Genomic DNA, 14318 nt, shown 5'->3' with positions numbered 1-14318 from the left:
AACCATGAGCGAATTAATCCAGCACGCTAACGCTATTGAATGGCGTTTTGAACGACAGATCCTGCGCATTGAGCCGTGGGGAGAAAACAGCCTGCGCGTACGTGCCACCTGCGCTCCGTCGTTCAATCACGAACTGAACGCGCTGTTACCACAGGCCAGCGGACAGGCCGTCATTGCGCAGGATGCGGAAATGCTGACCTTAACTCACGGCAACATTCGCGCGGAGTTGAACCTCAAAGGACAACTGGCGTTTTATAACCAACGCGGCGAGCTGCTGCTGGAAGAGATGTGGCGTCAGCGTTCAACCGTTGGGATTGGCGCCAGTGAGAAGAGCCAGGACAAATACGTCAGCGCCCTGAAGCTGGACGGCCGCGAATTTAAACCGCTGCCCGGCGGCAAATACCAGCTCACGGTACGCTTTGAATCCCGCGACGGTGAGCGGCTGTACGGTATGGGCCAGTACCAGCAGCCGTGGCTGGATCTCAAAGGCTGCTCGCTGGAGCTTGCCCAGCGCAACTCTCAGGCCAGCGTGCCCTTTTTACAGTCCAGCTTCGGCTACGGCCTGCTGTGGAACAACCCGGCCATCGGGGAAGCGCGGCTTGCAAAAAACCACACCGAGTGGACGGCGCGCGTCACCGAAGAGATGGACTACTGGATCACCGCGGGCGATAGCGTCGCTCAGGTTACTCGCCAGTACGCACGCGCAACCGGCACGCCGCCGCCTGCCCCGGCATTTATCAGCGGGCTGTGGCAGTGCAAGCTGCGCTACCGCAATCAGCAGGAAGTGCTGGAGGTTGCCCGTGAATATCGTCGACGCAACCTGCCGCTGTCGGTCATGGTTATCGACTTTTTCCACTGGCCGAACCAGGGAACCTGGTGTTTTGACCCGGTTGACTGGCCGGACCCGCAGGCGATGGTCGACGAACTGGAATCGCTGGGCATCAAGCTGATGGTCTCAGTCTGGCCGACGGTTGAAGCGCGCAGTCCGCTGTTCCCACAGATGAAGGCCAAAGGCTGGCTGGTCACCAGTGACCGGGGCGTACAGGTCAATCTCGACTTTATGGGCAATACCACCTTCTTCGATGCTACCCACCCGCAGGCGCGCCAGTTTGTCTGGGAGACAGTGAAGAAAAACTACTACGATCTCGGCATTAAGCTGTTCTGGCTGGACGAAGCAGAGCCGGAATACCGCGCTTATGATTTTGACAACTACCGCTATCACGCGGGCCCGGTGCTCGAAGTTGGCAACCGTTATCCCCGCGATTTTGCCCAGGGTTTCTATGATGGCCTGCGCGAGGCGGGCGAGCGCGATATCGTCAACCTGGTGCGCTGTAGCTGGGCGGGCAGTCAACGCTACGGCGTGCTGGCGTGGTCAGGCGATGTGCACTCTTCATTCCACGCCTTCCGCAATCAGCTGGCGGCCGGGCTGAATATGGGGCTGGCGGGCATCCCCTGGTGGACTACCGATATCGGCGGTTTCCAGGGCGGCAATATTCACGATCCGGCGTTCCATGAACTGCTGATTCGCTGGTTCCAGTGGGCCGTATTTTGCCCGGTGCTGCGTATGCATGGCTATCGTGAACCGCGCGTGCAGCCGCCGGAAAGCTACCGTAACGGCATTCCGCAGTGCGACAGCGGCTCGCCAAACGAGCTGTGGAGCTACGGCGAGGAAAACTACGCCATCATGCAACGCTGGCTTGAAGTGCGGGAAAGCCTGCGTCCATACATTGATGCGCTATATGACAATGCGCACCGCCACGGCGACCCCCTGATGCGTCCGCTGTTCTGGCACTACCCGGACGAGCCGCAGAGCTGGCAGACGGAGGATCAGTATCTGTTCGGCGAAGACCTGCTGGTCGCGCCGGTGATGCACGCAGGACAGCGTCAGCGCGACGTCTGGTTACCGAGCGGCAACGCCTGGGTTGGCCTTGATGGCGAGCGCTATCAGGGGGGGCAGCGGATCGCCGTCGCGGCTGGGCTGGAGACGATTCCTCTGTTTATTCGCGAAGGCAGCCCGTTAATCACGGTATTGGTCAAATAATCAGGCAAATGCCTGAAATCCATTACTAAGATTGAAAAAGACCTGTTTACGCGCTGCTTCTTGCGTAAAGTAGATGAACGAAAATACGTAGCCCGGTTAAGCGTCGCAACGCCGTGGCTACGAAATGCTGTCTTTTTCTCTTTTTGGCAAGGATTACCGCTCTATGCTCGATACCACCCTGCTGATCCTCCTGGGTCTGGCTGCGCTCGGCTTCGTCAGCCATAACACCACCGTCGCTGTCTCTATTCTGGTTCTGATCATTATCCGCGTTACGCCACTCAGTGCCTTTTTCCCATGGGTGGAAAAACAGGGGCTGAGTATCGGTATTATCATCCTCACCATTAGCGTCATGGCGCCGATCGCCAGCGGCGCTCTGCCCGCCAGCACGCTAATCCATTCATTCGGCAACTGGAAATCATTGGTCGCTATCGCCGTCGGTATATTTGTCTCCTGGCTTGGCGGGCGCGGCGTGACGCTGATGGGCAGTCAACCGCATCTGGTGGCGGGTTTGTTGATCGGCACCGTACTTGGCGTGGCGCTGTTTCGCGGCGTGCCGGTGGGGCCGCTGATTGCTGCCGGGCTGGTGTCGCTGCTTATTGGGAAGTCGTAGTCAGCGCCGCCAGATAACGACCTGGCGTTTGCCCTAACCCTTTGCGGAACATGGTGATAAACGCCGTGGTCGAATCGTAGCCGAGCGACAGCGCGACCTGCTGGACACTAAGACCACGCACCAGCATCTGTAGCGCGAGGATTAACTGCAACTGATGCCGCCAGCGACGAAAGTTAAGCCCGGTCTCCTTTACCACCAGCCGCGCCAGGTTACGCTCGCTCATGGCAAAACGGCTGGCCCACTGCGCCAGCGTCTGCCACTGTGCCGGTTCCGCTTCCATGGTCTCGACCATCAGGCGAATTTTCGGATGCGCTGATACCGGCAGCTGTAGCTGCTGTTCCGGCTGCTGCGGCAACTCGTCAAAAAGCACCTGTATCAGACGCTGAGTTTCCGGCGTCTGACGTACGGCTTCATTGCGCTCGGCCAGTGTCAGAATCAGCTCACGCACCAATGGCGAAATTTTCAACGTACAGCTGTGGGCCGGCATTCGCGCGGCGCCAGGCTCGATAAACAAAAAGCACAGCTCCGCCTGCGGTGTGGCGCGGTTGCTGTGCGGCACTTCGCCTGGGATCCACACCGCAAACTGCGGCGGTACCATCCACATAGCGTTCTCCACCTCGCAGGTAATCGCTCCGCGCAGCGCCAGAATCAACTGTCCCTTACGGTGCTGATGAACGGGGATGTACTGCTCCCCCTCAACAACCTGTATGCCAAACGCCACCGCCGCGTCATCGTGACTGTCCGGGTGATAGCCGCCTAAACCGAGTCCGAGCATTATTTTGTCCGAATTTAGCGATAATCTGTCATTTTAGCTTGATTTCAACGCAAGCTAAACCGGGTATCGTAGTCTCTCAATTTTCTGCTTGAGAACACTATGTCTGACGCTGTTGCTTCTTCACAACGCCGCTGGCTGTTGATTGTTGGTATTTTACTGATTGCCTCAACGCTACGCGTCACCTTCACCGGCGCGGCACCGCTGCTCGACGCCATTCGCGCTGAATATGGCCTGACCACCGCGCAGACCGGGCTATTAACCACCCTTCCGCTGCTGGCCTTTGGCCTGGTGTCGCCGCTGGCGGCGGGTATTGCCCGCCGCTTTGGCATGGAACGCAGCCTGTTTATCGCCATGCTGTTGATATGCGCCGGGATCGTCGTACGCTCCCTGCCCTCTATCACGCTGATGTTTATCGGTACCGCCATTATTGGCTGCGGGATTGCGCTAGGCAACGTCCTGCTGCCAGGGCTGATTAAACGGGATTTCGCCAGTCAGGTGGCCAAAATGACCGGGGCCTATTCCGTCACCATGGGGGCCGCTGCCGCGCTGGGTTCAGCGCTGGTGGTGCCAATTGCGCTGAGCGGCTTCGGCTGGCGCGGCGCGCTGTTGATGCTCATCGCCTTCCCGTTACTGGCGCTGCTGTTCTGGCTGCCACAATGGCGAGCCTCGAAAGCGACTGCACTTTCCAGCAGCGGCGCGATGCACAACCGTGGGATCTGGCGTTCAGCATTAGCCTGGCAGGTCACTCTCTTCCTCGGGCTGAACTCGCTGGTTTACTACGTGATTATCGGCTGGCTGCCAACCATTTTAATGAGTCAGGGCTACAGCGAAGCGCAGGCCGGCTCTCTGCACGGGCTGCTCCAGTTGGCAACCGCCGCGCCCGGTTTTGCTATTCCGTTGATCCTGCATCGCCTCAAGGATCAGCGAGGGATCGCCATTACCGTCGCGCTGATGTGCGCGGTGAGCGCTCTGGGTTACTGGATATTCCCGTCGCAGGCGGCGCTGTGGACGGTGATTTTCGGTTTCGGCTCCGGTGCGACGATGATTCTGGGGCTGACCTTTATCGGGCTGCGCGCCAGCTCGGCGCACCAGGCCGCGGCGCTCTCGGGCATGGCGCAGGCCGTTGGCTATCTGCTGGCGGCTTGCGGGCCGCCGCTGATGGGGAAAATGCATGATGCTACCGGGGCATGGCACCTTTCGCTGATGGCAGTGGCAGCCATTGCGCTGGTGATGGCGGTATTCGGCGGGCTGGCCGGACGCGATAGAGAAATTAACATCGGTAGCCGCTGATAGGTAGGCCGGATAAGGCGTAGCCTCCATCCGGCCTACTGGAGTCTATTTTACTGCGCGGCGGCGTGCAGGAACGCCTGCACCAACGGTGCCGGACGCCCCGTCAGCGCGTTGCGCTCGTGCTGGAATAACGTCGCCACGAAGAACGGATGCGTCACCAGCTCCACCGCGCGAACATCACCGTTATCATCCCAGCCCGTCACTCGCAGCGGCTGCGCTTCCAGTTCGGCGGCGAAGTCGTCGGCAATCCCGTAGTTGCAGTGATACCCCTCTTCAATGCTGTCACGCCCATAGGCACGGGCAATTAACGTATTGGCGCGCAGCTCGATGGTATCGCTTTTTTCCACCAGCGAGCAGGCAAGCGGCGCAATCACCATCCGTCCTTCGCTGTCGGTTTCCGCGTGAGCCGCATCTTCCCAGCCCATCACGTTACGCGCATATTCCAGTATGGCGTGCTGAAAACCGCCGCAGGTGCCGAGGAATGGCACGCTGTTTTCACGCGCATAGCGCACGGCAGTCAACGCGCCTTCAGTATTCTCATAGGGGCTGGCAGGAACCAGCCAGATAGCGTCAAATTCGGCGAGATCGTCGGAGCTTTTCACATCACGCGTTGCCAGCCAGCGGTATTCAACGGGCAGTTCCAGCACCGCAGCGGCGTCATCAATCGCCAGCGGAATAGCCTGATGCGCGATAACATCGGCGTTATAGTCGCCAACCAGTGCAATACGAAGAGTGGGAGTTACAGCAGAGTTTTCCATGATGGGTCCTTATGGGCAGACGTGACGTACGGCATAAGGAGCCTCAGATTAGCGATGTCCGCGCGCAATAGCAATACCCGGCTAGCGTACCCAACCAAAGTTTGTGGTATGGTCAAAGAGGATAAAGGGAGGAAGGATATGATCCAGTGTAAACGCGTATATGAAGACGCCGCACCCGATGACGGCTACCGTGTTCTGGTTGATAGACTGTGGCCACGCGGCATCAAAAAGGAAGATCTCATCTACGATGAGTGGTGTAAAACCCTTGCCCCGTCTGCCGAACTGCGCAAAGCGTTTCACGGCGAGGTGATCGATTTTGCCTGCTTCTGCCAACACTACCGCGATGAACTATCCCATCATCTGGAGGATGGACGTCGCCTGGCGGACATTGCACAGAAGCAGGGAGTGACGCTGGTTTACGCCGCCGCGAACACGGCGCAAAACCATGCGCGCGTGCTCGCCGACTGGTTGAAAAACCTCTAACTCACCCCTCGCGCGGCGTCTGACGGCGTCGCGTTTATTCCACCAGCGCTTCGCGTTCGTGCGCGGGCAGCGCATCCGGCGTCAACGGCAGCAAATACTCGGAACGGACAAACGCAAAACCGTGCTGACCTTCACCGGCACTGACTTCCCCGGTCACCAGCCACAGCGCGCGCGGCGCGTCGGCGGCCAGCTCGGTCATCACCCCGTTGACCGGATTCAGGCAACGCTCACCTGGGTTAATCAGGGCAAAAAGCTCAACGCTTTTACCGATATTGGCGCGACCAGCAGTCGTACGAGCACCGATGATAATGGCGGTGGTGCCCGGTTTAAGCGAAAACATACATCTCTCGTTAATCAGAATAATCCTGGTCACGAAGTGTACTGGATATGCGCCTTGCTGTCATTGTTTCTGCGGGTGTTCGCGACGCCACAGCGCCCATTCCTCAATGGTTTCACCGTTTGGCAATTTACACAGGCTGTATTGCCCCTGTGAATTAACCTGCGGAATACTTTCTCCGCCCTTCTGCTGGCAGTAAACCGCAGCAGGATTTGCCATACCCACCTGCGGCGGTTTTGGTGCCTCAGGTTCAGCCTGCTTTGCACAGCCGGCAAGGAGCAGAGGCAGCAGTAAAAGATAGCGGGAACGCATAAATTCTCCTTAGTATTACGCTGAAGTTTAGCTTTAAACTCCATAATTTCTTCATTTTAACTACACTTTTGAGACGTAAAGTACGTCTCGTTCTCAACTGACCAGAGAACAGAACATTCCATAATCAATGAGTTACTTTGCCCCATCTCCCCCGATGGGGCTTTTTTTTACCTGTAATTAGAAGCGCATACCCTCAGTTTTGTCCGTTTTCATAACGCAGCGCTTACCTTCTGGATACATAATGTATAAAATTCAGGAGGTCCAATTTCGTTTTAGGATCACACACCATAACTGCTTTTGCCAATCCAGGGGACCCTCGTTTCCATGTCAGATATTATCCTTGCCAAAGTATCGCAAACACTTGCCACGGAACAATCGCTAGAGAACCTTGTCCGTCAACTGCTTGAGATGCTTGAGTTGGTCACCAACATGGAATCGACCTATCTGACGAAAATTGATACCCAGGCAGACCTGCAGCACATTGTCTACTCGCGCAATAGCGGTGACATGGATATCCCCGAAAATCTCTCCGTCCCGTGGGGCGATACGCTGTGCAAGCGCGCCATGGACGACAACTGTTTTTACAGTGATAACGTACCGGGCCGCTGGAGCGATTGCGACACGGCAAAAGCGCTGGGGATCACCACCTTCCTCAGTACGCCTATTCATCTGACCGATGGTTCGCTGTACGGCACGCTGTGCGCCGCCAGCAAGCAACAGAAGCCGCTCAGCTTTAACAGCGAGCACGTACTTCAGCTGTTTGCCAGCATCATTGCCCGTTATATTGAGAAAGAATCGCTGGTGTCTCAGTTGCAGGAGGCGAATGCCGCGCTGATTTATCACTCCTACACCGATGCGCTCACCGGGCTGCCAAACCGTCGCGCGGTGTTTGAAAATCTCGAGACCCTGTTTTCCCTAGCCAGGCACCTCAACCATTCGGTGATTCTGGCGTTTATTGACCTCGATCACTTCAAGAAGATCAACGATAGCTATGGCCATCAGGCGGGCGACGAGTTCTTACAGCAGGTGGCCCAGCGCCTGAAGTCAGGCATCTCGGCCGATGACCAACTTGGGCGATTGGGCGGGGATGAGTTTATGGTCGCCACCCTTGAACGCTCGACGGCGCAGCTCGCGCAGTTTACTGAGACGCTGCGGCAGCTGCTGGTGGGTGATTACCTGCTGAGCGATGTATTGATTCACTATCCCGGCGCCAGCATTGGCGTCATCAGCGTTGACCCGAGCCAAATGGACCCGGATAGCGCGCTACGGGCAGCCGATAGCGCGATGTATCGCGACAAAAAATTTCGCCATCGCCCGGAAATTAGCACCCAGCGGGTAAGCTAATTACAGTATCATACGCGCTAACTATAACAGGAATCAGGATATCACCATGAGATTGGGTATCGCCTTCCCCATCGTTATCTTTTTTATCGCCGTGATCTTTCTGGGTTGGTTTTTTATCGGCGGCTATGCGCTACCGGGAGGAGCACAATGAGAAAGACCACAATCATCATGCTAATCATCGCCATCGTGACCGTCATCGGCGTCCAGCTCGGTTGGTGGTAAGTCTTGGATAAGCCGCGCATGCGTCGGCTTATCGTCTCTCGCCCCGGCGTTTCTTCATCTGATACATCTGGGCATCTGCCTGCTGAATAGCCGCATCCAGCGAATCCAGGCACGGCGCCACGCCCCAGGATACCGAGAGCGGTACCGGGTGTCCCTGCGGACTGAACGGGTACACGGCGATGCTGGCGGCAATACGTTGTGCCACCATATGCGCGTGCGCAATATCGGTGTCACTGAGTAATACGACAAATTCATCGCCGCCGCTACGAATCACCCAGTCATCGTTGGCACGCACATCATTGAGCATACAGTCGGCAATCGCCTGCAGCGCGCGATCGCCTGCCTGATGGCCGTAACTGTCGTTAATCGCCTTAAACTTATTACAATCGAACAAAATGACCGTCATAAAGGGTAACGATCGCTGCTGAATCAGGGTGAAAATATTACGCGTGAAGCACCCGGTCAGCGGATCGCGGTAAAAACGCAGGTCGGCTTGATTAAGATGATAACGTATTAACATAAACAGCAGGATGAGCAGCACCGGCGCCAGCGCGAGCACGCCCAACGCGTTGCGGTCCTGGGAGATAAACAACCAGCTGGGTAATGCGTATTTAATCTCATAACGCCGTGAAACCGGATGAGAATGCGCATCGTCCAGCCAGCGGCAGTTATTGACGATGCACAGCACTTCGCCGCTCTGTCGACTTTCATACCCCAGAATCAGCCCTTCAGGCACCTTGCCATTAAACGCCTCACGTAGCATGTACTCCAGCTCCGGGCGTGAAAGATCGTAGGCCAGATAACCAATAATATGGTTGCTCGGCTCCCCCTCGGAGAGATCGTAGATGTAGCTCACCACGCTGTAGGCCCGGTCGCCGGTGATTTTATCGGCGTATAAGCGGGTCGAACTCAGCGACTTCTTTCGCATACCTTTTTGCAGCACGCGGTCATAGAACATTTCCGGTTCGCTGAAAAAACGCTGAGGGTCGCGCGCCATTTGCGAGGTCGAGAAACTAAAAGGTATCGAGTCGGCGGGGTTAAACCAGTAAAACCAGCGACCATCATTGGCGATGATATAACGATGAATATCGTGCAGATCCGGATTCAGCGCCTTCACTTTTGCGCGAATGTATTCCGCGGCGACATAGATACAGCGGGCACTGTACTCCGGCGTTCTGGTTACCAGAGCGCCGCGGTCAGGAACTAACGTGTCAGGGTCGGCATTAATCCCCCAGGCCGTGTCGCGAGGATGAAAAATATCAGCATCGCCGCACAATTCATGACGACTGATCTGCTGATAACGCACGCCAGCAGCCTCAGCCATCAGCTCGTTATCATTAAATATCGTCATCATCTGGTTTTGTAACGTGTTGACGCCTTCACTGACCTGCGAAAGCGCACGTTGATACAGAAAAAAGAGGGCAATACAGACCAGCAGACAAGTTATCGCGGCCGATGCCAGCAGCGACTGCTTCTTACGCAAACTATCCTGAATAATTCTCACTGCTACTCCGTACCGATGGGTTAATCCCTGAAACGCCACCCACGCAATCAACCTAAGCGTCACGGTACGTCTTCATTACGTATGTGGATCAGTATGGATGAAATCTGCCGCAAGCGTGAATTTTGATCGTGTCAGCTCCTTGCCGGAAAGACAATAAGAAAATACGCGTGCAGGCGTGATGCCCGCACGAAAGGATTAACGCTGGTTATCCGAACCTAAGAAGAAGAAGCCCAGTGGAATCGCAAACAACAACGTGAAAATGCAGCTGTAAACAAACACCATCGCCCCTTGCAGCACAAACATGCTGGTGGTCCAGTCGGCATACGGCAGATTGTATTCACGCACCACGCCGCCAAAGGTCGCACGGCCAACCACCACCGCGGCAATCACAAACACCACAAAAGCGGACAGCAGGAATTTTTTGCCGTTTGGCGTCCGCAGTTTCTCCAGAATCATCGCATCCTCCCGACGCTGTTCTCACGATATTTTGCTGTATTTGTAACATTAATGAAGCATAAATTGAATGTTTATTGTTGCGTCATTTGGATGTTGTGCCTTGCACAAAGAACAACTATTTAACACTTACTATAAGATGCATTTAAAATGCATTTTCTAATCAACAGCGGTCCAAATTTGTGTTTTAATACTCTCAACACAGAGGGGGAAAACATGCTACGTATTCCGCACACTTGTATTCATACCCGTTCCACGCCGTTCTGGAACAAAGACACCGCACCTGCCGGTATTTTTCAGCGCCATCTTGATAAAGGCACCCGCCCGGGCGTCTATCCCCGCCTGTCGGTACACCAGGGGGCCGTCCGCTATCTCGGTTTTGCCAGTGAAACGTCACCAGAGGCCGATAGCGAGCTGATCATCAACACCGGTCACTTTGGCGTGTTCCCACCGGAAAAATGGCATTACATCGAAACAATGACCGACGATACCGTCTTTCAAATCGACTTTTTTGTTGAAGCTGAAGTGCTGAAATCCCTATAGAACTCCAGGCCACTGGAGTAAGGAATCATTCATGTTACGTATTCCTGAGAACTTTGTTCATTCGCGTTCGACCCCGTTCTGGAATAAAGACACCGCGCCGAAAGCCCTGTTCACTCACCACAATACCAAAGCCCACGTCTATGGCCGCTTGTCCGTTATGCAAGGCGCCGTGCGCTACTTTGGCTTCCATGACGCCGACGCCAGCGAACCGGACGTCGACGTGGTGATTGAAGCCGGATCCTTTGGCATTTCCCCGCCGCAGAAGTGGCATCGCATCGAGCTACTGACTGACGACACCTGGTTTAATATCGACTTCTTTGCCAATCCTGAGGCGACGCTTGAAGGCACCGGTCTGGGCAAAGTGGTTAATTCGCATAAGGGGTAACAACAATGAGTAAGGCAACTTATACGGTAACCGTCACCAACAATAGCAACGGTATTTCCGTCGATTATGAAACCGAGACTCCGATGGAGCTGTTGGTCCCGGATGTTGCCGCGGATGTGGTGAAAGATCTGATCAATACCGTCCGCGCGTACGATACCGAAAACGAGCATGACGTTTGCGGCTGGTAACGCCGTGTCGATACAAAAAGGGAGCCACTTCAGGCTCCCTTTTTCGCTCTCACCCGAATGAATCAAGCGCAAGCGACGGATTCATACTTTCGTTTTAACGCCCTTTCTTCCCACTTTGCCATGGTTAAAACAGTCATAGCGGGAGGATAATGCAATGGCCTGGCGCCCTTTTCTGTTTCTGATTTCCAACCCTGCTCCGCGTCGTTCAGCGAGACGCGGAAAACTGAAGCTGGTCAGCAACGCGTAGCGCCGCATTACGCGGCGCTTATTGCCGATTACTCGAAAAAGACCTCTGGGTTATCGGCCAGCGACACGAAAGTCTTGCTGTTTTTGTCCAGCGCGCGGATTTCGCCGCTTTCAATATCATACACCCAGCCGTGCAGGCGGATCGCGTGGTCACGCAGCCCCACAGCCACCGACGGATGCGTTTTGATATTATTCAACTGAGCAATAACGTTTTCTTCGACCATGGCGTTAACTTTGTCAGTCTCGTTATCGTAGGTTTTCTTCTCGACGACCGCTTTGGCGGCATCGGAATAGCGCAGCCAGTGAGAGACAGCCGGCATCGGCTCCAGGCACTGGCAGGTGGCGATAGCTTTCATCGCGCCGCAGTTAGAGTGACCGCAGATAACAATATCCGTTACGCCCAAAGCAACGACCGCGTACTCAATAGTCGCGGATACCCCGCCCGGTTCCGGACCAAAAGAAGGCACGATATTACCGGCGTTACGGATGACAAACAGCTGCCCCGGCTCTTGTTGCGTGACCAATTCGGGAACTAAGCGGCTGTCTGAACAGGAGATGAACAGCGCTTTTGGGTTTTGGCTGGATGCCAGGCTGCGGAAGAGTTCCTTACGTTGAGGAAAAACTTCTTTCTGAAAGTTGAGGAACCCTTCGATGATATGTTGCATAGCAGTATCTCTTTTTCGTTTTTACGCAGGTCATGATTAACATCACATTTTCAGTTTACCACTTGAACGCAGAAGGAAAAGCCCCTTCTCACGCTAATGCGCATGTTAAGCACTGGTCATCACCTTGTTACGACCGCTATTTTTGGCCGCATACAGCGCCCTGTCGGCAAACGAGATGCATTCATCCGCGGTGAAGTGCTTATCTGACGAGGTAAAGACACCGATACTGATGGTCATGGGCTCCGGCGTACGGTAAGGCGCACGTTTCGCCGTCTCCTCCTCAACCTTGCTGCGAATCCGCTCAGCCACCTGCATGGCGACTTCTGATGACGCGTTGCGCATCAGCACGGCAAATTCTTCCCCACCTACGCGCGCAATAATATCGCATTCGCGGATGGAACGTTTCGCCAGGTCCACCACGGTTTTGATGACCGCATCGCCCACCGGATGCCCATAACGGTCGTTGATACGTTTGAAGTGATCAATATCCAAAATCATCAAACTGATATCTTCCCGCGATGCCAGCAGTAGCTGTAGCTCCCTATAGAAATAGGCGCGATTATAGATGCCGGTCAGCGGATCGTGGTTCGACAGCATCGTCGATTCTTTATGCATCACGAAAATATCGTAGAGCAGGACATTAATCACAAAAAAGGTACAAACCACTTCGATGCCGCGGCTGAGGTACCAGACGGGGAAATTATAATCGCTGAGATTCAGCAGAAGAAGGTTGCTAAACAGGCTTGAAACGCAGAAGACCGCGATACTCACCCATAACAGGCTTCGCAGTTGCGTAATGACGATAGCCAGCAACAGCGTGATAAACCAGGCGGCGACGATCGCGACACCATAATAGCTATTCCACGCGTTACGACCATTAAGTGATGTTGTACCAATCAGGTTGAGTGATATCTGCGGGTTATAGCTGGATAAATTATGCGCCAGAATGGCCATCAGCAGGAAGATGCCAGCCAGTACGAGTACCCATAGTTCGTCTTTACGTGAAGGCGCGATGTTCCGATTCATGCGAAACGCATAAAAGAGTGCGACCAGAATGGCCGACATCATGGTGAGCTGGCGGAACAGATAGAAAATAGCTAAATCATTGGTAATCGATTTCAAAGGGATGCATAACGCTATAAGTTGTTGGATAAGCGTTAGCGCCTCGACCCAATAAATATCGGCAACCAGAAAACCGAGCCCCAGAATGGCAACATAGAGTAGTTTTCTATTGCAGAGAAACTGGAAAAACATGAAGAAGAAGATAATTGCATCGAGTAATAACAACAGCCCGGAAAAGACCAGGTAATAAATATCAGCGATAGCTATATTAAAGGTTGTGAGATAGTCGGCAAACATAAACATCGCCGCAAGCAGTAAGCACGCGGCAATGAGACAAAAGCTCATTCTACTATTTATTCTGGAACAGCTTAGGCTCATTTCGAGTCCTCCATGACAGCTCTATATGTTATAGCCTACTGAGATCCTAAAAAATAGTACCTTTAGTCAAGCCTTGAATTTAAAAATAATTAATTATTGACTTGCCTTTTATATCCCTGCGATTCATCACAATATTATAAAATGTTCGTTGCAAGTAGACGCATTAACCATCATCCAGGACGGATGTAGATACCATAACATCAAACACAGTCTGAAATAAATACTCAAAAATATATATAACTATATATTAATAAAACTTAGCAATCGGTATTACTAAAAACCGCCCGAAGGCGGTATCGATGTATTATGCCTCAGACTCCAGCGCATCCTGGATAGCGTCAGCCAGTGTCGCCACTTCTTGAGAGACATTACGCAAGTCCATCTGTGAACGAATCCCGGAGTTGGCCGTCGTGGCGGAAACCGCGGCTTTTGCTATCTCCAGCGCCGCCTGAACGGCCAGCAAACGCTTCCTGTTTTCAACCACGTCAGCGCCTGTTGCGCCATCCAGATCAAAGTACCCTTCTAACATTGTTCTCTCCTTTTAGTTTCTGTCTTAGTGTAAGGGGATAGCCCGGTACACGCCATCAAAATCGGCGTGGCCACGCAACACCTGGTAACAATTGAAACACTACTCCATTTCATTCGTAGCCCCTAAAATGTCCGTGGTTAATTATTCGATTTCTAATTGATTAATGGTTTAAACTAACCGCCATCACAACACA

At 54.0% G+C, this 14318-nt stretch carries 18 protein-coding genes; 9 read left to right on the top strand and 9 right to left on the bottom strand.

The genetic code is table 11. The features are described 5' to 3' along the window. Window positions 1-4 precede the first annotated feature (4 nt). Both K7B04_RS15430 and K7B04_RS15425 read left to right on the top strand, forming a co-directional pair. A complete protein-coding gene (locus K7B04_RS15430; RefSeq protein WP_223802438.1) occupies window positions 5-2041 on the top strand; it encodes a TIM-barrel domain-containing protein in 2037 nt (678 codons plus the stop codon). Between the two features lie 163 nt (window positions 2042-2204). Beyond that, complete coding sequence (locus tag K7B04_RS15425; RefSeq protein ID WP_163448774.1) at window positions 2205-2651, top strand: DUF441 domain-containing protein; 447 nt, start codon at window positions 2205-2207, stop codon at window positions 2649-2651. Here K7B04_RS15425 and K7B04_RS15420 read toward each other — a convergent pair. After that, window positions 2635-3429, bottom strand: coding sequence for a helix-turn-helix transcriptional regulator (locus K7B04_RS15420; RefSeq protein ID WP_163448799.1), 795 nt, complete (start codon window positions 3427-3429; stop codon window positions 2635-2637). The genes K7B04_RS15425 and K7B04_RS15420 overlap by 17 nt on opposite strands. Before the next feature lie 96 nt (window positions 3430-3525). Between K7B04_RS15420 and K7B04_RS15415 the strand changes: the two genes are divergently transcribed. Next, a complete protein-coding gene (locus K7B04_RS15415) occupies window positions 3526-4716 on the top strand; it encodes a CynX/NimT family MFS transporter (protein ID WP_163448775.1) in 1191 nt (396 codons plus the stop codon). A 50-nt stretch (window positions 4717-4766) separates the two neighbouring features. Here K7B04_RS15415 and K7B04_RS15410 read toward each other — a convergent pair whose 3' ends face one another. Beyond that, window positions 4767-5474 (bottom strand): CTP synthase, encoded by a 708-nt coding sequence (locus K7B04_RS15410; protein ID WP_223802437.1) that lies wholly within the window; start codon window positions 5472-5474, stop codon window positions 4767-4769. 138 nt (window positions 5475-5612) lie between these two features. On the opposite strand from K7B04_RS15410, the gene K7B04_RS15405 reads away from it, so the two are divergent. After that, window positions 5613-5957: a DUF488 domain-containing protein gene (locus tag K7B04_RS15405; protein ID WP_167576153.1), complete on the top strand. Its 345-nt coding sequence runs from the start codon at window positions 5613-5615 to the stop codon at window positions 5955-5957. A gap of 34 nt (window positions 5958-5991) precedes the next feature. Here the strand turns inward: K7B04_RS15405 and K7B04_RS15400 are convergent, their stop codons facing one another. Together K7B04_RS15400 and K7B04_RS15395 are read right to left on the bottom strand one after the other, a co-directional pair. Then, window positions 5992-6297, bottom strand: a complete 306-nt coding sequence (locus K7B04_RS15400; protein ID WP_163448778.1) for a hypothetical protein — start codon at window positions 6295-6297, stop codon at window positions 5992-5994. Window positions 6298-6357: 60 nt separating this feature from the next. Beyond that, window positions 6358-6606, bottom strand: a complete 249-nt coding sequence (locus K7B04_RS15395; protein ID WP_167576154.1) for a DUF333 domain-containing protein — start codon at window positions 6604-6606, stop codon at window positions 6358-6360. 324 nt (window positions 6607-6930) lie between these two features. On the opposite strand from K7B04_RS15395, the gene K7B04_RS15390 reads away from it, so the two are divergent. Both K7B04_RS15390 and K7B04_RS15385 read left to right on the top strand, forming a co-directional pair. Next, a complete protein-coding gene (locus K7B04_RS15390; RefSeq protein WP_223802436.1) occupies window positions 6931-7950 on the top strand; it encodes a sensor domain-containing diguanylate cyclase in 1020 nt (339 codons plus the stop codon). A 46-nt stretch (window positions 7951-7996) separates the two neighbouring features. Further along, the gene (locus K7B04_RS15385; RefSeq protein WP_100249921.1) at window positions 7997-8101 is read left to right on the top strand and encodes a YoaK family small membrane protein; all 105 of its coding nucleotides are present in this window, start codon (window positions 7997-7999) and stop codon (window positions 8099-8101) included. 99 nt (window positions 8102-8200) lie between these two features. On the opposite strand, the gene K7B04_RS15380 is transcribed toward K7B04_RS15385, so the two are convergent. Then, window positions 8201-9676 (bottom strand): GGDEF domain-containing protein, encoded by a 1476-nt coding sequence (locus tag K7B04_RS15380; protein WP_223802435.1) that lies wholly within the window; start codon window positions 9674-9676, stop codon window positions 8201-8203. A gap of 195 nt (window positions 9677-9871) precedes the next feature. Next, window positions 9872-10132: a DUF2534 family protein gene (locus K7B04_RS15375; RefSeq protein ID WP_064546284.1), complete on the bottom strand. Its 261-nt coding sequence runs from the start codon at window positions 10130-10132 to the stop codon at window positions 9872-9874. 213 nt (window positions 10133-10345) lie between these two features. Here K7B04_RS15375 and K7B04_RS15370 point away from each other — a divergent pair, with 213 nt between their 5' ends. Genes K7B04_RS15370 through K7B04_RS15360 form a run of 3 tightly spaced genes read left to right on the top strand, consistent with a single transcriptional unit; the run spans window position 10346 to window position 11245 of the window. Beyond that, window positions 10346-10672 carry a DUF1971 domain-containing protein gene (locus K7B04_RS15370; RefSeq protein WP_064546286.1) on the top strand — a complete coding sequence of 109 codons (327 nt, stop codon included), beginning with the start codon at window positions 10346-10348 and terminating at the stop codon, window positions 10670-10672. A gap of 31 nt (window positions 10673-10703) precedes the next feature. Beyond that, a complete protein-coding gene (locus tag K7B04_RS15365) occupies window positions 10704-11057 on the top strand; it encodes a DUF1971 domain-containing protein (RefSeq protein ID WP_223802434.1) in 354 nt (117 codons plus the stop codon). A 5-nt stretch (window positions 11058-11062) separates the two neighbouring features. Next, entirely contained in the window at window positions 11063-11245 is a 183-nt protein-coding gene (locus K7B04_RS15360) for a DUF1869 domain-containing protein (RefSeq protein WP_064546290.1), read from the top strand. A gap of 275 nt (window positions 11246-11520) precedes the next feature. On the opposite strand, the gene K7B04_RS15355 is transcribed toward K7B04_RS15360, so the two are convergent. From K7B04_RS15355 to K7B04_RS15345, 3 genes are all read right to left on the bottom strand, one after another. Then, entirely contained in the window at window positions 11521-12156 is a 636-nt protein-coding gene (locus tag K7B04_RS15355; protein WP_065356340.1) for a carbonic anhydrase, read from the bottom strand. Window positions 12157-12261: 105 nt separating this feature from the next. Beyond that, entirely contained in the window at window positions 12262-13563 is a 1302-nt protein-coding gene (locus K7B04_RS15350; protein ID WP_223802433.1) for a sensor domain-containing diguanylate cyclase, read from the bottom strand. 337 nt (window positions 13564-13900) lie between these two features. After that, window positions 13901-14125: a hypothetical protein gene (locus tag K7B04_RS15345; RefSeq protein WP_064546296.1), complete on the bottom strand. Its 225-nt coding sequence runs from the start codon at window positions 14123-14125 to the stop codon at window positions 13901-13903. Between the last annotated feature and the right edge of the window lie 193 nt (window positions 14126-14318).

The organism is Kluyvera sp. CRP, from assembly GCF_019930565.1.
In the GTDB taxonomy this organism is placed as follows: Bacteria; Pseudomonadota; Gammaproteobacteria; order Enterobacterales; family Enterobacteriaceae; genus Kluyvera; species Kluyvera georgiana_A.
Note: the sequence above shows the minus strand (reverse complement) of the source record. Positions and strands in the feature narration are given on the sequence as shown.